At 28.4% G+C, this 21,487-nt stretch carries 22 protein-coding genes; all 22 read left to right on the plus strand.

All coding sequences use genetic code 11. From position 1 onward, the window contains the following. Positions 1–138 precede the first annotated feature (138 nt). The 22 genes from Q0V09_RS00870 to Q0V09_RS00975 all read left to right on the plus strand — a co-directional run bounded on the left by Q0V09_RS00870 (position 139) and on the right by Q0V09_RS00975 (position 21,481). Positions 139–744 (plus strand): metal-dependent hydrolase, encoded by a 606-nt coding sequence (locus Q0V09_RS00870; protein ID WP_297486754.1) that lies wholly within the window; start codon positions 139–141, stop codon positions 742–744. 97 nt (positions 745–841) lie between these two features. Next, positions 842–1,669: a transketolase gene (locus tag Q0V09_RS00875; protein ID WP_297486756.1), complete on the plus strand. Its 828-nt coding sequence runs from the start codon at positions 842–844 to the stop codon at positions 1,667–1,669. Between the two features lie 18 nt (positions 1,670–1,687). Next, on the plus strand, positions 1,688–2,614 hold the full coding sequence (locus tag Q0V09_RS00880) for a transketolase family protein (RefSeq protein ID WP_297486759.1): 927 nt from the start codon (positions 1,688–1,690) through the stop codon (positions 2,612–2,614). A 64-nt stretch (positions 2,615–2,678) separates the two neighbouring features. Next, on the plus strand, positions 2,679–3,476 hold the full coding sequence (locus tag Q0V09_RS00885; protein ID WP_297405233.1) for a permease-like cell division protein FtsX: 798 nt from the start codon (positions 2,679–2,681) through the stop codon (positions 3,474–3,476). Position 3,477: 1 nt separating this feature from the next. Continuing rightward, positions 3,478–4,566 carry a peptidoglycan DD-metalloendopeptidase family protein gene (locus Q0V09_RS00890; RefSeq protein ID WP_297405232.1) on the plus strand — a complete coding sequence of 363 codons (1,089 nt, stop codon included), beginning with the start codon at positions 3,478–3,480 and terminating at the stop codon, positions 4,564–4,566. Between the two features lie 12 nt (positions 4,567–4,578). Continuing rightward, positions 4,579–5,379: an NAD(+)/NADH kinase gene (locus tag Q0V09_RS00895; protein ID WP_297405230.1), complete on the plus strand. Its 801-nt coding sequence runs from the start codon at positions 4,579–4,581 to the stop codon at positions 5,377–5,379. Continuing rightward, entirely contained in the window at positions 5,373–7,034 is a 1,662-nt protein-coding gene (recN, locus tag Q0V09_RS00900; protein ID WP_297405228.1) for a DNA repair protein RecN, read from the plus strand. Before Q0V09_RS00895 ends, recN begins: the two co-directional genes overlap by 7 nt. Then, positions 7,035–7,826 (plus strand): tyrosine-type recombinase/integrase, encoded by a 792-nt coding sequence (locus tag Q0V09_RS00905; protein WP_297405226.1) that lies wholly within the window; start codon positions 7,035–7,037, stop codon positions 7,824–7,826. Between the two features lie 3 nt (positions 7,827–7,829). After that, the gene (gene era / locus Q0V09_RS00910) at positions 7,830–8,723 is read left to right on the plus strand and encodes a GTPase Era (protein ID WP_297405224.1); all 894 of its coding nucleotides are present in this window, start codon (positions 7,830–7,832) and stop codon (positions 8,721–8,723) included. 25 nt (positions 8,724–8,748) lie between these two features. Continuing rightward, positions 8,749–9,345, plus strand: a complete 597-nt coding sequence (locus tag Q0V09_RS00915; protein WP_297405222.1) for a metallophosphoesterase — start codon at positions 8,749–8,751, stop codon at positions 9,343–9,345. A gap of 8 nt (positions 9,346–9,353) precedes the next feature. After that, positions 9,354–11,042 (plus strand): hypothetical protein, encoded by a 1,689-nt coding sequence (locus Q0V09_RS00920; protein WP_297405220.1) that lies wholly within the window; start codon positions 9,354–9,356, stop codon positions 11,040–11,042. Between the two features lie 106 nt (positions 11,043–11,148). After that, positions 11,149–11,745, plus strand: coding sequence for a thymidine kinase (locus tag Q0V09_RS00925; protein ID WP_297405218.1), 597 nt, complete (start codon positions 11,149–11,151; stop codon positions 11,743–11,745). Position 11,746: 1 nt separating this feature from the next. Next, entirely contained in the window at positions 11,747–12,598 is an 852-nt protein-coding gene (locus Q0V09_RS00930) for a pseudouridylate synthase (RefSeq protein ID WP_297405216.1), read from the plus strand. Position 12,599: 1 nt separating this feature from the next. Then, positions 12,600–13,019, plus strand: a complete 420-nt coding sequence (locus tag Q0V09_RS00935; protein ID WP_297405214.1) for an HD domain-containing protein — start codon at positions 12,600–12,602, stop codon at positions 13,017–13,019. A gap of 15 nt (positions 13,020–13,034) precedes the next feature. Further along, entirely contained in the window at positions 13,035–14,807 is a 1,773-nt protein-coding gene (locus Q0V09_RS00940) for a TIGR03960 family B12-binding radical SAM protein (protein ID WP_297405212.1), read from the plus strand. 14 nt (positions 14,808–14,821) lie between these two features. Next, a complete protein-coding gene (locus Q0V09_RS00945; protein ID WP_297405210.1) occupies positions 14,822–15,520 on the plus strand; it encodes a uracil-DNA glycosylase in 699 nt (232 codons plus the stop codon). A 38-nt stretch (positions 15,521–15,558) separates the two neighbouring features. Then, entirely contained in the window at positions 15,559–15,951 is a 393-nt protein-coding gene (locus Q0V09_RS00950; protein WP_297405208.1) for a hypothetical protein, read from the plus strand. 120 nt (positions 15,952–16,071) lie between these two features. Continuing rightward, the gene (locus tag Q0V09_RS00955; RefSeq protein ID WP_297405206.1) at positions 16,072–17,034 is read left to right on the plus strand and encodes a BadF/BadG/BcrA/BcrD ATPase family protein; all 963 of its coding nucleotides are present in this window, start codon (positions 16,072–16,074) and stop codon (positions 17,032–17,034) included. A 1-nt stretch (position 17,035) separates the two neighbouring features. Beyond that, positions 17,036–18,214: an SIS domain-containing protein gene (locus Q0V09_RS00960; protein WP_297486762.1), complete on the plus strand. Its 1,179-nt coding sequence runs from the start codon at positions 17,036–17,038 to the stop codon at positions 18,212–18,214. Next, a complete protein-coding gene (locus Q0V09_RS00965) occupies positions 18,208–19,059 on the plus strand; it encodes a tagatose bisphosphate family class II aldolase (protein ID WP_297404498.1) in 852 nt (283 codons plus the stop codon). Before Q0V09_RS00960 ends, Q0V09_RS00965 begins: the two co-directional genes overlap by 7 nt. Positions 19,060–19,061: 2 nt before the next feature. Further along, entirely contained in the window at positions 19,062–19,997 is a 936-nt protein-coding gene (gene pfkB / locus Q0V09_RS00970; RefSeq protein WP_297404499.1) for a 1-phosphofructokinase, read from the plus strand. Positions 19,998–20,083: 86 nt separating this feature from the next. After that, positions 20,084–21,481: a UDP-N-acetylmuramoyl-L-alanyl-D-glutamate--2,6-diaminopimelate ligase gene (locus Q0V09_RS00975; protein ID WP_297404501.1), complete on the plus strand. Its 1,398-nt coding sequence runs from the start codon at positions 20,084–20,086 to the stop codon at positions 21,479–21,481. Positions 21,482–21,487 lie beyond the last annotated feature (6 nt).

Raw genomic sequence — 21,487 nt, forward strand, 5'->3', positions numbered from 1 at the left:
AACAGTAGCTTCTGGAGTTGTTGCAGAAATTACTAAGTAATTCTTTTAAATAGATAAGAGTTAAGTGGAAACTTAGCTCTTTTTTTTTGTTTTAAAAAATAATGTGGTATAATATACTAAAAATTGAAAGGATTATAGATGGTTGAATTTACAAAAATAATGGAGCAAGGAGAATCAATTGGATTTGTAGGAGTAATGCTTATATGGACCTCTTTTTTAATTGGAATAAAATTTCCTGATTGGGATTTTAAATTAAAAATAAAGCATAGAAATATATTAACTCATAGTCCTTTAATTCTTTGGTTGATGATTTATTTTTTCAACACCCAGAAAAATGTAGAAGTTTTTAGATTTTCAATAATTGGATTTTCTTTAGCAATAGGTTTACATATGATATTTGATTCATTTCCAAAAGGGTGGTCAAGGGGAGCCCTAATATATTATCCTTGGTGCAGATTTGGATTAGGAGTTAAATGGAGTCGAGGCTTTATATACTGCACAAGTATTTATGCTATATTTTTAGCTATAAAATATTCTGAAAATTACACTGAAGCATTGCTTCTTATGATTGGTGGAGTGTACACAATAGTTAAAAATAGGAAAAAAGAGGAAAAGTTTTTTAGACCGTTTATATTTTTTTCTGTAACGATAGTAATATTTAGCGCTGTGAAGTATAAAGGGATAAGCGATTTTATTTTTTATGTTGTACACTTTATTTCTCAAAAAATAAATTTTCTGTTTTAGTACAGTAAAAAACCAATAAATCCCATACCAAATCTTGACAAAAGAAGTGAAATTTTAATATAATTTAACTAAATAAAATAGATTGAAAGGAGAAAAAATGAGAGACGTAAAACTTTTAGCAGAACAAGCAGCTAAAATAAGAAAAGATATCGTTCAAATGATATGTAAAGCAAAGTCAGGTCATCCAGGAGGGTCATTATCAGCAGCAGATATAATAACTGCACTTTATTTTTCAGAAATGAATATAGATCCTAAAAACCCAAAGATGATTGGTAGAGATAGATTTGTACTATCAAAAGGACATGCAGCTCCAGTATTATACTCAGCATTAGCAGAGAGAGGTTATTTTGATAAAGAGTTACTAGGAACACTAAGAGCTTATGGATCACCTTTACAAGGTCATCCTGATATGAAAAAATTACCAGGAATTGAAATTTCAACTGGATCATTAGGTCAAGGATTATCAGTAGCTAACGGAATGGCTTTATCTGGAAGAATCTCTGGTGAGGACTATAGAACTTATGTTTTAATGGGTGACGGAGAGATGCAAGAAGGTCAGGTTTGGGAAGCGGCTATGACTGCAGCTCATTACAAACTTGATTCATTATGTGTTTTCATTGATTCAAATAATCTTCAAATAGATGGAAATGTAGATAAAGTAATGGGAATAGAGCCATTAGATAAGAAATGGGAAGCTTTTGGATGGAACGTAATTAAAATAGACGGACATAACTTCTATGAAATATTTGCTGCTTTAGACGAAGCAAAAGAAGTAAAAGGAAAACCAACTGCAATTATAGCAAAAACAACTAAAGGAAAAGGAGTATCATTTATGGAAAATGTTTGTGGTTTCCATGGAGTAGCTCCAACACCAGAAGAAACAGAAAGAGCAGTAAAAGAGCTAGAAAAAGTATCACAGATATAATAACTTTCGGAGGGAAAAATGAAAAAGAAATCAACAAGACAGGCTTACGGTGAGGCACTAGTAGAGCTTGGAAGAATGAATGAAAATATAGTAGTTTTAGATGCTGATTTAACAAAATCAACAAAGACGAATTTGTTTCAAGAGGAATTTCCTGAAAGACATATAAATGTGGGAATAGCTGAAGCTGACTTAATTGGAACAGCAGCAGGACTTGCAACTTGTGGAAAGATTCCATTTGCATCAACATTTGCAATGTTCGCAGCAGGAAGAGCTTATGAGCAAATAAGAAATACAGTAGCTTATCCAAAATTAAATGTAAAGATAGCTCCTACACATGCAGGAATATCAGTTGGAGAAGATGGAGGATCTCATCAATCAATTGAAGATATATCTTTAATGAGAGGAATTCCAGGAATGGTAGTTTTATCTCCAGCAGATGCAACAGAAACTAAAAAAATGATATTTGCAGCAGCAGAATATGAAGGTCCTGTTTATATTAGAATGGGAAGATTAGATGTTCCAGTTTTATTTGATGAATCATATGATTTTCAAATAGGAATAGCAAATACAATTAAAGAGGGAACTGATGTAACAGTTGTTGCTACAGGACTTATGACTGCAAGAGCTTTAGAAGCAGCAGAAGAGTTAGCTAAAGAGGGAGTATCAGTGAGAGTTATAAATGCTGGAACTATAAAACCTTTAGATGGAGAAACAATCTTAAAAGCAGCTAAAGAAACTAAGTTCATTGTAACTGCAGAAGAACATTCTGTAATAGGTGGATTAGGATCAGCAGTATCAGAATTTTTATCAGAAACTCATCCAGCATTAGTAAAGAAAATTGGAATTTATGATAAATTTGGACAAAGTGGAAAGGGTGACGAGTTACTTGAGAAGTATGAATTAACAGCTTCTAAGATAATATCAGTGGTAAAAGAAAACTTATAATATAATTAAAAGGATAGAGGCGATAAAATGCGCCTCTATATTTTCATTATAAAAGGGAGAAAAAATGGGAGCTAAAAAGGTGAAAAGGACTTTTATTGTTTTAGTCTTAAGTTTTATGATTTTTAATTTGTTTATTTCAATGGCATCAAATAGTTATTTTTTAGGTAAGGTATTAAAAAATAATTATTTTTTAACAGTTGAGTTACAAAATAATTTGAAATTACCTCAAATAGAGGAGTTTGAAAAATTTTTATTAAAGAATAATAGTGTAAAAGGATTGAGGTATCTTGACAAGACAGAAGCTTTTAGAAATTTACAAAAAGAATTGGAAATAATAATTCCAAAGAGTGAAAATCCACTACCCAATTCAATAATAGTTTCTTTTAATAATGAAAATGATATACATGTCGTTCAAGAATTGTTAGATGTTAATCCAAACGTAAGAGAGATATATATAGACAGTAAATTTTTACAAAGTACTCAAATGAAAGTGAGTGCAGTGAATACATCGCTGTTTTTATTTTTATTTTTTGCAGGAAGTATGTTTTTTTTAATTTCAACAACATTAAGAGGAAATATTTTTAAAGATTATACAATGTATGCTATAAAAAATTCTCAAAATCCTAAAAATTATATGGTAGCAAGAAATAAAAATTTAATTCCATTTATAGTTAGTGCTATAATTGGAAATCTTTTATTTTTCAATATCTATATAATATTAAGAGATAAACTTTTAATATTATTACCAAATTTAATTTTACAAAGTTTTAAGCAACTATTTTTTATAGAATTTATTGCTGTATTAATTGTTATAGTAGTATCTTGGAAAGCCACAGCAAAAGTAAAAAAAGAAGAGGTATAACATGAAAAAGATACTGTTGTTTTTGCTAGTATCAGCTTTGCTTTATGGAGATAATGTAGATAACTTAAAAAACAGAATGAAAAAAATAGATTCAGAAATAAAGCAAAAAAATACGAGAATAAAAAATATAAATTCAGAAAAGATAAGTGTAGAAAAACAAATTATAAAAATTAATAAAGAGATAAAAGATATTGAAAATGATGCAGATCAAATAAAAAGTGAAATTGTTGTAGTAAATAAAAATATAGAATATGGTGGACTAAATTTAGGTGTTAGTAACAAAGCTTTAGAGAGAAAGCAGTCAGAATACAAAGCAAAGATGATTGAAATAAATAGAATTGCCAATATGGAAAGTGATACAAAAGAAAAAAGCATAGCTAAGAGAAGTTTTTCAAGATTATTATTTGGTGATTTAGAAAGTATGGAACATATAAAAGAGGTTCAAAGTTCAATTCAGCATGTAAAAGCAAATATTGAGAAAGACAAAAGGAAATTAACTAGTTTAAAAGCAAGATTGGATAGTAATAGAAAAAAAATAGAATATAAAAAAATAGAAAAAAATAGATTGATATCTAAGTTGAATAAAGAGAAAACAAATCACGTAAAAAGTATCTCAAATTTACAAGCACAAAAGAAGAGAATAGCAAAAGAGATCGAAAGAATAATTAAGGCTAGAAGTGTTACAAATAAAAATATTAAATTAAATACAGCACTGGCTAGACTTGGAAAATTTATAAAACCAATTGCAGGAAGAGTGATAGTTAGATTTAGAGAAAAAAAAGGTGGCCAAGTAGTAAGTAACGGAATTGAAATTAGAGGTCGAATGGGTTCTAAGGTTAAATCATCTATGGGTGGAAAAGTTATTTATGCTGATAAATTTCAAGGACTTAATAATGTGGTTATGATAGATTATGGATATAATACAATCGGTGTTTATGGAAATTTAATAGCAGTGGGGGTAACACTGAATCAACAAATAAGAAAAGGTCAGGATATAGGGGTTTTAGGACTTACTACAGAAGGAGAACCAAACTTATATTATGAAGTAAGATTTAAATTAAAACCAATAAATCCAGAAAATTTATTTTAATGGAGGAAGGTAATGAAAGGAGTCATCATTTACAACGAAGGGAAAGAGTTTGCAAAAAAATTAAATGATGAGTATTTGATTTTTTTTAAAGAAAAGAATATAGAGATAGTTCCAAAGTCAAAAATAAAAGAAGCTACATTTATTATTATAATAGGTGGAGATGGAACTTTATTAAGAGCTTCTAAAAGTATAATAAAAAATAATGAAGCAATAGATGTATTTGCTGTAAATGCAGGATCTCTTGGGTTTTTAACAGAGATCAAAGCAGAAGAATTTAAAGAAACTTTTGAAAATTATTTAGAGGGAAGGTATCAAAGAGAACCAAGATCTCTATTACAATTAAAATCTAGAGGTGAAGTTATATATATTCTAAATGAAGTTGTAATATCAAAAGCAGCAGCAGTTTCTAGGATTTTAAATATTTCAGCAAGAACAAATAAAAGTACAATTTGTAATTACAAAGCAGATGGATTAATAATAGCAACACCAACAGGATCAACAGCTTATTCTTTATCTGCTGGAGGCCCAATAGTGATGCCAGGTTTAAAGGTAATAATAATAACACCTTTAGCACCACATAATTTAACTACAAGACCAATAATTATAAATGGAGATGAAAAGTTAATACTATCTTTAAGAGAAAAAGAGAAAGGTTGCATAATAATTGATGGAGAGATTAAAAGAGAACTTAGAGAACAGGAGATTATTTCAATTTGTTACTCAGATAAAAGATTGAATTTAATTCTCCCAGAAGGTAGAGATTATTATGGAGTACTGAGAGATAAGTTAAAATGGGGAGATAGTTTATGCTAAAAGAGTTAAAAATTGAAAATTTAGCTATTATAGAAAAAGTTGATCTTGAGTTTGATAATGGATTGATAGTTTTAACAGGAGAAACAGGAGCAGGAAAATCTATTATTTTAAGTGGAATAAATCTTTTAATTGGAGAAAAAGCTAGTTCTGATATGGTGAGAGATGGAGAGGATCATCTATTGGCTCAAGGTGTATTTGGAGTTAATGAGGAGCAAGAGCAAGAATTAAAAGAGTTAGGAATAGAAGCTGAAGATCAGGAAGTAATAGTTAGAAGACATATTGATAAGAGCGGAAGAGGAAAAGCCTTTGTAAATAATATAAGAGTTCCAATGTCTAGTTTAAAGGAGATTATGGGGACTCTTGTGGATATTGTAGGTCAACACTCTCATCAAATGTTACTAAATAAAAATAATCATTTAAGATTATTAGATAGATTTTTAGGAGAAAAGGGTCTAGAGATTAAAAAGGAATTAGAAGTACTTTTTAGTAAATATTCTAGTTTAGATAGAAGAATACAAGATGTTGAAAAAAATAAGAAAGAAACAATGGAGAAAAAAGAGTTTTATGAATATCAACTTCTTGAAATTGATAAAATAAGTTTGAAAGAAAATGAAGATGAAAAATTAGAGGAAGAGTATAAAAAACTTTTCAATGCAGGGAAAATTAAGGAAAAGTTATCAATGTCAGAATCTTTACTTCGTGATGGAGAACTTAACGCTTTAACTATAATATCTAATAGTAAAAAAAATCTAGAGATTGTTTCTAAATATGGAAAAGAGTTTCAAGATATTTTAGAAAAATTAGAAAGAGTATATTATGATTTACAAGATTGTGTAGATTATATGAGTGATTTAAATAGTGGTATTGAAGGGGATGACATTAGATTAGATAAAGTAATATCAAGACTTGATAATATAAATAGATTAAAATCAAAATATGGAGATGAAATTTCAGATATCTTAGAATATAGAAATAATATTGAAGAAAAATTACAACTTTTAGATGAAAATAGTTTCCAAATAAAAAAACTTTTAAAAGAAAGAGAGATAGCAAAAAAATTATATTTTGAAAAAGCTGAAAAGTTAACTTCAATAAGACTTGAAAAAGCTAGTCTTATTGAGACAAACTTAAAAGATGAACTTAAGGGATTAAATATGGGAGATGCTCAGTTTAAAATTAAGTTTGAAGAAGCGCAAAACATGGGAATAACTGGAGTAGATCAAGTGGAATTTATGATATCAACAAATATTGGACAATCTTTAAAACCTTTATGGAAAGTAGCTTCAGGTGGTGAAGTTAGTAGAATAATGTTAGCTATAAAAGTTATTTTTTCAAAAGTTGATAATATTCCAATTTTAATATTTGATGAGATTGATACAGGAGTTGGTGGAGAAACAGTTAGAAAAATTGCAGATAAATTACAAGAAATTGGAAAAACAACTCAAGTTATGAGTATAACTCACTCTCCAGCAATAGCTTCTAAAGCTTCTCAGCAATTTTATATAGAAAAAAAATTAATTGAAAATAAAACTGTAACTCAGGTAAAAAAATTAACTGATCAAGAAAGAGTTCAAGAGATTGCAAGAATGCTAGGTGGAAAAAATATTTCTCAAGCAGTACTAAAGCATGCAAAGGAACTTTTAAGTGAGGGATAGATGGATTTATTAAAAGAATTTTTAGAGTATAAATTAGAATCAAAAGATATAAAAAAAGAAACATTAGATATATATCAATGGGATATAGGAGATTTTAAGAATTTTATTGAAAAAGATTTATTAAAAGTGTCCAAAGAGGATGTGATAAACTATATAAAATTTTTAAAAGATAAATATCAAGCAAATACAATATCTAGAAAGATAAGTACAATAAAAGGATTTTATAAATTTTTATTTAAAAAAAATATGGTTGAATCCTTGCCGACAGATGGAATAATTTTAGAAAAAGCTTCTGAAAAAAAAATAGAAGAGTTAGAAGAGTGGGAAATAGAAGCTATTTTAAATAGTTGTGAAAAGGATGAAAAAGGAGAGAGAGATAAAATATTAATAAAATTATTAATAGAAACAAAACTCTCAATTAATGATATTTTGAAATTGAAAGTATCAGATTTGAAACTATATTCATATTGTGGTGTTTTAAATTTGGACGGTCTTGGAATGATAAAATTATCAGATGAGTTATCAGATGAGTTAAAATATTATATTTTAACTATTAGAGATGAGAAAAATGAAAATCACAGTGACATCTTATTTTACAAGGTTTCTAGACAGTCTTTTAGAGCAAGATTTATAACTCTTGGAAAGAAAGCTCATATAAAAAGAGGGATTTCTCCAAATATGTTGAGAAATACTTTAAAAAGTGTGGTAAAATTAGAACATGATAGAGAAGAAAGTGTTTCAAATTTAAAAACGAAAGAGAAATACTTTAAAATAGGAATAGGAGATGAGTGACAAGTGAAAGCTGGATTCATAGCAGTAGTAGGAAGACCAAATGTTGGAAAATCTACTCTAATAAATAAACTCGTAGACGAGAAGGTTGCAATAGTTTCTGATAAAGCAGGAACAACAAGAGATACAATAAAAGGAATTTTAAATTTTAATGGTAATCAATATATTTTTGTAGATACACCAGGAATCCATAAGCCAAAACATTTACTTGGAGAGCATATGACTAATAGTGCTTTAAGAGTATTAAGAGATGTAGATGTTATAGCTATGGTTATTGATGCTTCTCAAGAGATAAGTACAGGAGATTTATTTGTTCTTGAAAAAATAAAATTAGCTCATAAAATTCCTAAAATATTAATTTTAAACAAAATAGATAAAATTAATGATGAGGAATTAGAAGCTAAAAGAGAAGAGATTAAAGAGAAATTAGGAGAATTTAGTGCTGTTGTTGAAATAGCAGGGCAATATGCAATAGGATTACCAAAATTATTAACAGCGTTAGATCCCTTTTTAGAAGACGGAATAAAATTCTATCCAGATGACATGTATACAGATATGCCTATGTACAGAATAATAACAGAAGTTGTTAGAGAGAAAATACTTGAAAGAACAAGAGATGAGATACCTCACTCAGTTGCTATTGAGATAATAAATGTAACTAGAAGAAATAATGGAAAAGATAAGTTTGACATTAATATATACGTTGAAAGAGACTCTCAAAAAGGTATTATCATAGGGAAACAAGGTAAAATGTTAAAAGATATTGGAACTGAAGCTAGAAAAGAGATTGAAAAACTTTTAGGAGTTGAAATCTATATGGAACTTTGGGTAAAAGTTAAAGATGACTGGAGAAAGAAAAAACCATTCCTTAAAGAACTTGGTTATGTAGATGAAAAATAAAAAATAGAATAAAGTGGAGGTAGTCATGAAAATACTTGCAGTTAGTGATGAAGAGATACTAGAAAAATATCCTATAGATCAGCTAAAGAAAATGTTTTCAGAGATAGAACTTATTATATCTTGTGGAGATGTTAGTAATAAGTATTTAGACTACCTCTTTACTATTTTAAATAAAGAACTAATTTATGTAAATGGGAATCATGTTTATTCAGAAAATCATGATATCAGTTTTTGTAAAAATTTAGATGGTGGAAATATATGTACAGTAAAGGGTATTAAAATAGTAGGTTATGATGGAAGTCAAATATATTCAAGAGGATCGCATCAATATAGTGAGAAAGATGTATTTTTTATGGTTATGAAAAGCTTTGTTAAAGCAAAATTTTCAAATGTAGATTTAATAATAAGTCATTCTCCGATTGGAGGGATAAATGAAGGGAGCGATCCCATTCATAAAGGTTTTTATAGCTATAAAAAAGCCATAGATTTTATGAAGCCTAAATATTGGCTTCATGGACATGTACATTTAAAAAATCATCACGAAGTAAAAGAAGCCTACTTGGAGGGGACAAAAATAATAAATGTATTTGGATATAAAATAATTGATTTGGATATAGACTAGGAGGAACTATGCTTGATTATTTTGAATCAGAAAATGGAGTTGAAGCATTTAAAAAAGCACTAAGGAAAAATAAGCTAAACTTCTTTTATAGAAAAGATAAAAATATAAAGGTATTTAAAGATATAGAGAGAGAAGGAGAGTTTTCAACAAAAATATATTTAGGAATAAGGGAGATTTCTTTGGAGAAAATTGTTGGAACAGTTGAAAAAGGTGGGGACTTTGATAGAAATTTCAACCCTAAAAGAGACTCATCCAAGAATAGATGGGTCAATGTATATAATGAGCTTGTAGTAAGAGGAACAGCACCACCAATTGTTCTTTATAAGGTGAGAGATGAGTATTATGTCTATGATGGAAACCATAGAGTTTCTGTTGCCAAAAATCTTTCTTTTACATCTTTAGAAGCAGAAGTATATGAATTTTTCTCATCTAAAAATGATATCTTAGATAAATTAAGTAGAGAGAGATTTGCTTTTGAACTTGAAACAAAATTGAAAAAAATAGATGTTAGCTTACCTGAAAGCTATTTGCTTTTAAGAGAAGAAATTAAAAATTTTAGCGATCTTTTTTATGATGAAGAGGAAAGTTATTTGGAAAAATGTGATAATTGGTATAGAAGAATATTTACACCTATTGTTAACATAATAACTAGAAATATTCTTGAATTTGAATATAGTAAAAACGGCGACATTTTTTTAGAATATTTAAAATATAAAAAAGAATCAAAATATCAAGATAGATATACAAGATCTCTTGTAAACTATTTAAATATAAAAAAAAGAGATGAAATTTCTAATCTAAAAATAGATATAGTTGTAGATAATATTATAATTGGAGATTTTAGAAAAATATATGATTTTGATAGATTGAGTTTATTTAATAATGAAACTAGAGATAAAATTTTAGCAATAAGAGAGTTTAGTAAAAAAAGATTTAGAAGAGAGAGTTTAATTTTAGGAGAGATATCTTTATATGGAAAAGTAAATAAGATTCATGGATTTACAGTGGCTATGCAACTTTGGTTTGAAAATGTATATGAAGTTTATCAAAAAGAATGGAATATAAAGATTGACTCAATGGGGTTAGTTAAGAAATTTGAAAATTCAGATAAAATAATAGAGGACGCTATGAGATTCTCAAGATATTATAGAGAACGTTCAGGAAGATTATTATCTTATTTAGAGATACTGTATAATTATATGTTAGATATATATATACCTAGTATATTGATTTTAGAGGAAAATTCAATAGATAAAGAGGATATAGAAGATGAGTATCTGAAAATAACTCAAAGCTATTTGTATTATAGAAGATATGGAGGAGAAGATTCTCTTAAAGCGTTTGTAGAAGGATATTTATTAGAAAGTTATGGGAGTAAAATAACTGATTTTATTTTTTCTAAAAATAAAAAATTTGATGCAGATGTAACTAAAGATCTTTTAGAATTTACCACGTTAGAAAAATATGGTGGAACAGAGAGCTATAAAACTATAAAAAAATTAAAAGAGTACATAAAAAGCTTAGATATTGAAAATAAAGAATTAATAGATTTAAAGCTTGATAATGATTTTAAAGCTTTTGCAAATCAAGAGGATATTATTTTAGATTATAACAATAAGAGAGTTTTTAATTTAATTAGAGGAATTTGGGGTAGTTATACATTTGTAGATTATTGTAGCGACTTATTAAAAAGATAGCTTTTGCTATCTTTTTTTATATGATGCATAGAATTTGTTTTAGAGTAATAATTATGATATAATGGAAGACAGAAAAAAAATAGTAATACAGGAGGAACAAAGAGCAATGCATTTATTATTAACAGAGGGAATGGGTTGGATAGAAGTAGTAACAGGGAGTATGTTCTCTGGAAAAAGTGAAGAGCTAATTAGAAGAATGAGAAGGTTAAAATATGCAAATCAAGAGATTGTAGTATTTAAACATTCAAGTGATAATAGATATGATAATGCTAAAGTTGCTTCTCATAGTCACGTTTTTATAGAGGCAGTTCCTGTTGCAACAGTTGAAGAGATGAGAAGATTAATTAAAGAGGAATATAGTAATGTAAAAGTTATAGGAATAGATGAAGTTCAATTTTTTGGAGAGTCTGTTGTAGAGTTTTGTGAAGAGTTAGCTGATAGTGGAAAAAGAGTTGTTGTAGCTGGACTTGATCAAGATTTTAGAGGAGAACCTTTTAAACCAATGGATCAGTTAATGGCAAGAGCTGAATATGTAGATAAATTTAATGCTATTTGTGTTTGTTGTGGAAATCCAGCTTCGAGAACTCAAAGACTTGTAGATGGAGAACCAGCTTATGAAGATGATCCAATAGTTTTAGTTGGAGCTAGTGAAAGTTATGAAGCTAGATGTAGAAGATGTCATATAGTAAAAAAAAGAGGGTAATATGAATTTAAGAGGAATAGAAAAAACAAGTAAATGGGGTTATATATTTACAATTTTTTATAATGGAACAAAATTTCACTCTTTTGATGAAATGGCAGGGAAAGTAACTGTAAAAGGTGAATTTAGAAAAGAGATGAACAGCTTAGGATTTTCTTGGGCCAAGGGAATTCAACAAGGTGGGAGAACAGATGCTAAAGTGTCTGCTGAAAGAAATATGCTTTATGTAAGTAGTAATTTTCAAGGAGACTTAACAGATATTATATTTAAATTTAACGAAAAAATGAAAGAAAGTATCTTTGTAAGAAAAGTGGATAAAACTTTTCCAAACTTATCTTTTCCTGAATATGTAGAGGAGAGAGAGTATCTATATAAATATCCAAAAAAAAGAATAAAAAGAGATATTAATTTAATTGAAGCAGCGCTTTTAGAGGTAAGTGGAACTTATGATGTAAGTAGATTTACTGATAAAAAAGGGATAGAGTTAAAAGAACACGAAAGAAGAGTAGAAGTTACATTTGAAAAAAATATACTTAAATTTGTTGGAAACTCATTTATGCCAAAGCAAGTTAGAAATATGGCAGGATATATTTTAAGTGGAGAAATAGAAACATATCCAGGAAAGTATTTAAGTTTAGATAAAGTTACTTTAAAAGAGGAACTTTTAAATAAACTGATTTTTGAAGATAAAGAGTTAAAGATTAATGGTGTTGAAAAAATTGAAAAAACAAAGGATAATTCCCTTTATATTCTTTATGTAAATAGTGAAAATAAAGGTAAGTTTATTGGAAAAAATGCAACAGAGATAAAAAAATTAAGAAAAGAGTATGGAAATATTTTAGTAAGGGAGATATAAAATGTTTTCTAGAATTAAGCAGGGAGTTTCTTGTTTATTTTTAAAATTTGATAAAAAGAACTTATTGGAAATAAAAAAAATATTATCTAAAGATGAGTTTAATATTTTTAATAGAATGAGTGATTATGATAAGTTACACAGTTTTAATGTATATTTAAAAGTGAAAGAAAATGAACTTTTAAAAGATGATGAAAATTATTTAAAATTAGCACTCCTTCATGATAGTGGAAAGGGCAATATCACTATTTTTAGAAGAGTAAAAAAAGTGTTAGTAGGAGATAGATTATTAGAAAAACATCCTGAAATTGCTTATGAAAAACTTAAGGAAATAAATCTTTTAGTTGCAAAATTATGTAGAAATCATCATAATGTACATGTAGATAAAAAAATGCAAGTGTTTCAAAGAATAGATGATCAATAGAAGATGAGGAGAGTTATGAAAGTAAATATAGAAAAATATCTAATGTCTGTGGAAAAACCAGGGCAATATTTAGGTAATGAAATTAATAGTTTTCACAAAGATTTAAAAGATATAAAAGGTAGAATGTGTCTGTTTTTTCCAGATATTTATGAAGTTGGAATGTCTAATTTAGGAATAAAATTACTTTATAGCATAATGAATGAAATTCCTGGATTTTTCTTAGAAAGAGGATTCTCTCCAATGGAAGATATGGAAATATTAATGAGAGAAAATAATATTCCAATGTTCTCTTTAGAAACTAAATCAGAGTTAAAAGATTTTGATGTTGTTGGATTCTCATTGTCTTATGAAATGTGTTATCCCAATGTTTTAAATGCTTTAAATTTAGCAGGAATTCCAATTCATGCAGATAAAAGAACAGAGGAAGATCCTTTAATAATGGCTGGAGGAACTTGCATGATGAATCCATCAGCAATGGAAAGTTTTATGGATTTCTTTGTTATTGGTGATGGAGAGGAAACAATGACAAAGTTAGCAGAAACTCTTGTAAAACTTCAAGGAAAGACAAAGTCTGAAAAATTAGATGCTATAAAAGATTTTGAAGGTGTTTATATTCCGAAGCTACATAAAGGAGTTAAAAGAATAAAAAGAGCTATTGTTCAAGATCTAGATAAAACAGTATCTTATTCAAATCAATTAGTTCCTTATATACAAATAGTTCACGATAGAGCTTCTGTTGAAATACAAAGAGGTTGCACTAGAGGATGTAGATTCTGTCAAGCTGGAATAGTTTATAGACCAGTTAGAGAGAGAAGTTTAGAGAAGAATATAGAATTAATAGATGATATGCTTTATAATACAGGACATTCTGAAATATCACTGTCTTCACTGAGCAGTAGTGATTATAATGGAATTAGTGACTTAATAGCAGGGTTACAAAAGAAATATGAAAATAAAAATTTAGGAATATCACTGCCATCATTGAGAATGAATACACACTCTGTTGATGTTGCTGTTGATATATCTGGAGGAAAAAGAACAGGATTTACTTTTGCACCAGAAGCAGGAACTCAGAAAATGAGAGATGTTATAAATAAAGGTGTAACAGAAGATGAGATTATGGAAACAGCAATAGCAGCAGTAAATGCTGGTTGGGATAATTTAAAGTTTTACTTTATGATTGGGCTTCCATTTGAAACAGATGAAGATGTTATGGGTATATTTGAACTTGTAAAAAATGTAACATGGGCTTGTAGAAAAATAAGAAAAAGAGTAAATATAACAGCTAGTGTATCGAATTTTGTTCCAAAACCTCATACTCCATATCAGTGGTGTGAACAAATGAACGTAGAGGAAACATTTAGAAAACAGGATATGTTAAGAGATGCCTTTAAAGGATTAAAAGGAACAACTTTAAGAATGCATCCACCAAAAAAATCTTATTTAGAAGGATTCTTATCAAGAGCAGATAATTTAACTGGAAAATTAATAGAGTTGGCTTATGAAAAAGGTGCTAAACTTGATGATTATAGAGATAATTTTGAAATTTGGAAAGAGGCAATGAGTGATCTTGGAATAACAGAAGAAAAATATCTAGGGAAAAGAGAGTTAGATGAAGAGTTGCCTTGGGATATAGTTGAAATTGGAGTAAGTAAAGAATTTTTACTTAGAGAACTAAAAAAATCAGAGGAACAAGCATTAACTGTTGATTGTAGAGAGCAGTGTGCAGGATGTGGAATGAAAAAATATATAAAAGAGTGTGGATCTTTAACACTTGATAAAAAATAAATAGGAGTTTTAATATGTTGAAAATAGGTAATGAGTGGGATAAGATTTTAAAAGATGAATACTCAAAAGATTATTTTATTAAAATGAATTCTTTTTTAGAAAAAGAGTATAGAGAAAAAATAGTTTACCCACCTAAAGATGAGATTTTTACAGCCTTTCAACTATCTTCTTATAATAATATAAAAGTGGTAATATTAGGACAAGATCCTTACCATGGAAAAGGGCAAGCTCATGGGCTTGCTTTTTCTGTTAAAGAGGGAGAAAAAATACCACCATCTTTAAGAAATATTTATAAGGAAATAGGTATGGAAGGAGAGGGAGATACTTTTCAAAACGGATATCTTATTGATTGGGCAAAACAGGGAATATTTCTTTTAAACACAGCTTTAACAGTAAGAGAGGGAGAGGCTAATTCTCACTCTAAAATAGGATGGAGCTTATTTACTGATTCTGTAATAGAAAAAATAAATGAAAGAAAAGATCCCGTTATATTTGTTTTATGGGGGAATAATGCTAAGGGAAAGAAAAAATTAATTACAGGAAAACAGCATTTTATTTTAGAGGGGGTACATCCAAGTCCATTATCGGCAAGTAGAGGATTTTTTGGATGTAATCATTTTATAATGATTAATGAGATATTGAAATCTTTAGGAAAAGAAATAATAGATTGGAATATACTTTGTAAAACAAAACAATTGACATTCTTTGTATAGTAATATAGAATACTTGAAAAAGCTTGTGGGAGGATTTTATGAAAAAAGTACTACTATTATTAACATTGGTAAGTGGATTAGCATATGGTGCAGAGTATAGAGATGGAACTTATAGAGGGGTTTATGTTTCAGGACAAGAAACACAAGTGGAAGTACAATTTAATTTGAAAAATGATAAAGTAACATCAGCTAAATATAGAACTTTATATTATAAAGGGAAAAATTATTTAAAAGATAAAGATATGGAAATGTATAAAAATCAATATGAAGTAGCTTTAAAGTCAACAATAAATCAAGAGGTAGAAGAGGGGATTGAATCTCTTTATCATCCTGAAAAAATAGAAAAGGCTGGAGCAACAATAAGATCAACAAAGGTGAGAGCAGCTATTCAAAATGCATTAAATTCTGGTGTGTATAAATTAGCGAAATAAAATTAAAAAAGAACTTCGGTTCTTTTTTTTTATAAAAAAATTGACAATAAAAGAAAAAAATACTATACTCTTAGCAACTGGTACGTACAACATAACAATTGTTATAACGAGGGGAGATATATGATATTTGTAGGGGTAGATGGTGGTGGAACTAAAACAGCTTTTTCAGCTATAGATGAAAATGGAAATAATTTATATTTATATGAAACAACAACTTGTCACTATGAACAAGTGGGACTTGATGGTTTTAAAAATATTATTGAAAAGGGAATTTTAAAAATCAAAGAGAATTTAAAAATTGAAAATAATAGTATAGATTTTGTTTTTTTAGGTGTTCCAGGGTACGGTGAAAGAGAGGAGTATGATATTAAAATACATACAATTCTAAATGGAATTTTAAAAGGAATTAAATTTAAATGTGGAAATGATGTGGAAAATGGTTGGGCTGGAAGTTTAGCATGTAGTCCTGGAATAAATTTAGTTGCAGGGACAGGAGCAATAGCTTATGGATTAAATGAGAAAAATGAAAGTGCTAGAAGTAGTGGTTGGGGATTTTTTTGTGGAGATGAAGGGTCAGCTTTTTGGATAGGTAAAAAAGGAATAGAGCTTTTTTGTAAACAAGCTGATGGAAGAATGGAAAAAAATAAATTATATAATATATATAAGGATGAATTGAAATTAGATAAGGATTTTGATCTTATAAATTATGTATATAATACAATTGATTTCGAAAGAGGAAAAGTTGCAGAACTGGCAACTCTTGTTTTTAAAGGTGCACTAGCTGGAGATCTATCTTGTATTAAAATATTTCAAGAGGCAGCTTATGAACATTATTTAATGGTTAAGGGAGTTGTAGAGCAACTTAAATTTAAAGATGAAGTTAAAATATCTTATAGTGGTGGAGTTTTTAAATCAAGAGATTTAGTATTAGAACCTTTAAAAAAATATTTAGAAGAAAATAATATTAAAGGGAGATTAATAGAACCACAATTATCACCAGTGTTAGGTGCAGCATTATATGCATATAAGTTAAGTGGAAAAGATTTAAATGAAAATATAGTTAGAAATTTAAGGGGGGAATAAAGTGGGGAAAATTTTTGACATTGAAGTTTCAAAACTTGAAGAGATAAAGGCATATATAACAGCTAAGGAGATAGATCAACAACCAAGATTATGGGAAGAAACTTATGAGATATTAGAAAAAAATAAAAAAGGGTTAAATGATTTTTTAGATAGAATAGGAAGAGATCATTTAAAGGTTATCTTTACAGGAGCAGGAACTTCTGAATTTGTTGGAAATACAATAGTTCCATTTTTAAAAGAGCAAGGAATATGGGTTGAGTCAATTGCAACAACAGATATTGTTAGTAATCCTCAAGTTTATTTAAAGAAAAAATCAAAAACTCTTTTAATATCTTGTGCAAGATCAGGAAATTCTCCAGAAAGTGTAGCAACAGTTGAATTAGCAGAGCAATTAGTGGATAACTTATATCAAATATTTTTAACTTGTAATCCAGATGGGAAATTAGCTAAAAAATCTGAAAATAATGAAAAAAATTATTTATTATTAATGCCAAAAGATTCAAATGATAAGGGATTTGCAATGACAGGAAGTTTTACATGTATGTCTTTAGCAGGGTTGATGTTATTTAATTTAGAGAAATTAGATTCTTTTAAAAATTATGTAAATGAGATAAAAGAAAAAGGACAAGAGTCAATGTCTTTATTTTTAGAAAAAATAAAAGAGATTGCAAATTTAGATCATGATAGAATTGTATTTTTAGGAAGTTCATGTTTAAAAGGTCTATCACAAGAAGCATCTTTAAAAACATTAGAACTATCTGGTGGGAAAATAGTAACAGATTATAATTCTCCATTGGGGTTTAGACATGGTCCTAAATCAATAGTAAATGAAAAAACAGTTATATTTATTATGCTTTCACAAGATGAATACACAAGAAAGTATGATAAAGATCTTTTAAAAGAGATGAGCTTAGAAAGAAAAGGAAATCAAATAGTAGTATTTGATAATTTCTATGATGAAGAAGTAGAAAAATTATCAGATTTTTATATAAATATAGATTTGGAAGTTTGTCATGATGTATTTTTAATGTTTAATTATATAATATTAGCTCAAAAATATGCTTTTTATAAATCACTATATTTAAATATCACTCCAGATAATCCATGTCCAACAGGAGAGGTAAATAGAGTGGTACAAGGAGTAATAATACATAAATATGAGGGGGATAAAAAATGTTAGTTTCAACAAGAAAAATGCTATTAGATGCACAAAAAAATGGGTATGCTGTTCCAGCCTTTAATATACATAATTTAGAAACAATTCAAGTGGTTGTAGAAACAGCTTGTGAAATGAGATCTCCAGTGATATTAGCAGCAACACCAAGTACAGTAAAATATGCAGGAGTAGAGTTCTTATATGAAATGGCAAAGGCTGCAACTGGAAAGTATGACATTCCTATTGCTTTACATCTTGATCATCATGAGAGTATAGAGGATATAAAGAAAGCTATTGATATGGGGTATAAATCAGTAATGATAGATGCTTCTCATCATGAGTTTGCAAATAATATTGAAATAGTAAAATCAATTGTTGATTATGCTCATAGATTTGATGTAACAGTGGAAGCTGAATTGGGAAAATTAGGAGGGCAAGAGGACGATTTAGTAGTTGATGAAAAAGATGCTATGTATACAAATCCAGATCAAGCTATAGAGTTTGTTGAAAAAACAGGAATAGATTCACTAGCAGTTGCAATAGGAACAGCTCATGGACTATATAAATCAGAGCCAAAACTTGATTTTGATAGATTGGGAGAGATTAGAAAGAAAGTTTCAATACCTTTAGTATTACATGGAGCTTCAGGAGTTCCATTTGAGTGTGTACAAAAGACAATAGATCTTGGAATAACAAAGGTTAATATTGCAACAGAGTTAAAGATACCTTTTGCTCAAGCAATAAAAGAGTTCTTTGATGAAAATCCAAATGAAAGTGATCCAAGAAAATATTTAATTCCAGCAAAAAATGCTATGAAAAATGTTGTAATGGATAAGATAACTATGTGTAAGAGTTCAAACAGGGTTTAATTATGATACTAACAGTGACATTAAATCCAGCAGTTGATACAAGATATGAGATTAATGAATTTAAATTGGGAGAGGTTTTTAGAAGTGAAAATGGAAGAAAAACTCCAGGTGGAAAGGGTTTAAATGTAGCAAAAGTGTTAAAAATATTGGGAGAAGATGTTTTAACAACAGGTTACTTAGGTGGAGTAAATGGTAAATGGATAGAAGATGAACTTAATAGAAATCAGATTAAGACATCTTTTGAAAAAATATCTGGTGAAACAAGAGTTTGTTTGGCAATTTTAAGTAAAAATAATCAAACAGAGATACTTGAATCAGGTCCAGTTATTAGCTGTGAAGAGAAAGCTAACTTTATCAATAGATTTATAAAGCTTATAGAAAATGTAAATATAATTTGCTGTTCTGGAAGTTTACCTAAGGGACTAGACAAAGATTTTTATAAAGAGATAGTGAAAATATGCAAAGAGAGAGATAAGAAAATAATATTAGATACAAGTGGAGAAAGTCTCCTACTTTCTATTGAGAGTAAACCATTTTTAATAAAGCCAAATAAAGATGAGTTAGAAAGTATTTTAAATATGAAATTAAAAGATGAAAACTCAATAGTTGGAGGGGGAAAAAAACTTCAAGCTATGGGGGCGGAAAATGTAATGATAAGTTTAGGAAAGGATGGATGTCTTTTTATTGGAGAAAAAGATATTTATAAAGTTCGAATACCTAAAGGAATAGTTGCATTAAATCCTATTGGATCAGGAGATTCATCTGTTGCTGGATTTGCCTATGCTTTAGAAAGAGAAAAAAGCATAGTGGATTGTTTAAAATATAGTATGGCTTGTGGTATTTCAAATGCTATGAACTTAGAAACTGGCTTTGTATCAGAAAAAGAAATTAAAGAAATTTTAGAAAAAATAAATATAGAACAACTTGAAAATGTCTAGGAAGCTAGACATTTTTTCTTTTCTAAACTGTAATATAATAAAGAAAAATGATATAATAAGTTGAAAATAATATGTAGGGAGAGAAAATGAAAAGGATGTTTGAAAATATAGAATATAAGATTTTAAAAAAAATAGATGGAAATATTAATTTTAAAGATTTAGAGTATGATTCAAGGAAAGTAAAGGATGGGGATATTTTTGTAGCTTTAGAAGGAGCAGAAGTTGATGGACATAAATATATAGATAAAGCTATAGAAAATGGAGCTAAAGCTATATTAATATCAAAAAATGTAGAGTTAAAACATAATGTAGATTATATTTTAATTGAAAATTTAAGAGAGAAGCTAGGTGTAATTGCTTCTAATTTTTATGGTCATCCAGATAAAAAATTGAAAATAGTTGGAGTAACTGGAACAAATGGAAAAACAACAACAACATATATAATTGAAGAGCTTCTAGGAACAGATAAAGTAGCTAGAATAGGAACTGTAGAGTATAAAATAGGAGATGAAATAATTGAAGCTCCAAATACAACACCAGAATCTCTAGATATTATAAAGATGAGTAAGAAAGCTGTAGATAAAGGACTTAAATACTTAATAATGGAGGTAAGTTCTCATGGTCTTACAAGTGGAAGAGTTGATATGTTAACTTTTAATGCAGGAGTTTTTACAAATTTAACACCAGAACATTTAGATTACCATAAGGATATGGAAGATTACTTTTTGGCTAAAAGGAAACTTTTTGAAAAATTAGATAATAAAGAAAATGGAATAATAAATATTGATGATAAATATGGAGAGAGATTATTTGAGGAGTTTGGTGGGATATCTTATTCATTAAATAAAAAAGCAGATTTAGATAGAGAATTATTAAATGAGATGGAACCAAAGTTATTAGGAAAATTTAATATGTATAATTTACTTGGAGCTATTGGAGTAGCTAGAGTATTTGGAATATCAGATTTAGAAATTAAAGAGAGAGTTAGTAAATTAAAGGGAGCACCAGGAAGATTTGAACCTGTTTATGCAGGACAGAAATTTAAAGTTATAGTGGATTATGCTCATACAGGAGATGCTTTAAAAAATATACTTCAAGGGGTAAATGAGATAAAGCATATAGGGAAAGTTATTACTGTTTTTGGTTGCGGTGGAGATAGAGATAGAACTAAGAGGCCTGTAATGGCAGAAGTGGCAGAAAAGTATAGTGATTATGTGATTGTAACTTCAGATAATCCAAGAACAGAGGATCCTCAAGAGATTGTAAATGAAATAGTGGTAGGTTTTAAAGGGAATAATTATTCTATTGAAGTTGACAGAGCTAAGGGAATAAAAAAAGCAATAAAAAAAGCAGGAAAAGATGATATAATACTAATAGCAGGAAAAGGGCATGAGACTTATCAGATTTTAGGAAAAACAAAGATTCATTTTGATGATAGGGAGATTGCAATAAAAGCAATAGAAGAATTAAGAGAGGTGAAGTAATTGAAT

The organism is uncultured Cetobacterium sp., from assembly GCF_947039425.1.
GTDB lineage: Bacteria > Fusobacteriota > Fusobacteriia > Fusobacteriales > Fusobacteriaceae > Cetobacterium_A.

Coding starts and splice junctions, on each gene's coding strand:
- Q0V09_RS00915 (WP_297405222.1), top strand. CDS start 8,749: ATGAAAATACTTGCAGTTAGTGATGAAGAGATACTAGAAAAATATCCT.
- Q0V09_RS00880 (WP_297486759.1), top strand. CDS start 1,688: ATGAAAAAGAAATCAACAAGACAGGCTTACGGTGAGGCACTAGTAGAG.
- Q0V09_RS00925 (WP_297405218.1), top strand. CDS start 11,149: ATGCATTTATTATTAACAGAGGGAATGGGTTGGATAGAAGTAGTAACA.
- Q0V09_RS00955 (WP_297405206.1), top strand. CDS start 16,072: ATGATATTTGTAGGGGTAGATGGTGGTGGAACTAAAACAGCTTTTTCA.
- Q0V09_RS00875 (WP_297486756.1), top strand. CDS start 842: ATGAGAGACGTAAAACTTTTAGCAGAACAAGCAGCTAAAATAAGAAAA.
- Q0V09_RS00940 (WP_297405212.1), top strand. CDS start 13,035: ATGAAAGTAAATATAGAAAAATATCTAATGTCTGTGGAAAAACCAGGG.
- Q0V09_RS00965 (WP_297404498.1), top strand. CDS start 18,208: ATGTTAGTTTCAACAAGAAAAATGCTATTAGATGCACAAAAAAATGGG.
- Q0V09_RS00870 (WP_297486754.1), top strand. CDS start 139: ATGGTTGAATTTACAAAAATAATGGAGCAAGGAGAATCAATTGGATTT.
- Q0V09_RS00920 (WP_297405220.1), top strand. CDS start 9,354: ATGCTTGATTATTTTGAATCAGAAAATGGAGTTGAAGCATTTAAAAAA.
- recN (WP_297405228.1), top strand. CDS start 5,373: ATGCTAAAAGAGTTAAAAATTGAAAATTTAGCTATTATAGAAAAAGTT.
- Q0V09_RS00945 (WP_297405210.1), top strand. CDS start 14,822: ATGTTGAAAATAGGTAATGAGTGGGATAAGATTTTAAAAGATGAATAC.
- Q0V09_RS00930 (WP_297405216.1), top strand. CDS start 11,747: ATGAATTTAAGAGGAATAGAAAAAACAAGTAAATGGGGTTATATATTT.
- Q0V09_RS00885 (WP_297405233.1), top strand. CDS start 2,679: ATGGGAGCTAAAAAGGTGAAAAGGACTTTTATTGTTTTAGTCTTAAGT.
- Q0V09_RS00895 (WP_297405230.1), top strand. CDS start 4,579: ATGAAAGGAGTCATCATTTACAACGAAGGGAAAGAGTTTGCAAAAAAA.
- pfkB (WP_297404499.1), top strand. CDS start 19,062: ATGATACTAACAGTGACATTAAATCCAGCAGTTGATACAAGATATGAG.
- Q0V09_RS00950 (WP_297405208.1), top strand. CDS start 15,559: ATGAAAAAAGTACTACTATTATTAACATTGGTAAGTGGATTAGCATAT.
- Q0V09_RS00975 (WP_297404501.1), top strand. CDS start 20,084: ATGAAAAGGATGTTTGAAAATATAGAATATAAGATTTTAAAAAAAATA.
- Q0V09_RS00905 (WP_297405226.1), top strand. CDS start 7,035: ATGGATTTATTAAAAGAATTTTTAGAGTATAAATTAGAATCAAAAGAT.
- Q0V09_RS00890 (WP_297405232.1), top strand. CDS start 3,478: ATGAAAAAGATACTGTTGTTTTTGCTAGTATCAGCTTTGCTTTATGGA.
- Q0V09_RS00935 (WP_297405214.1), top strand. CDS start 12,600: ATGTTTTCTAGAATTAAGCAGGGAGTTTCTTGTTTATTTTTAAAATTT.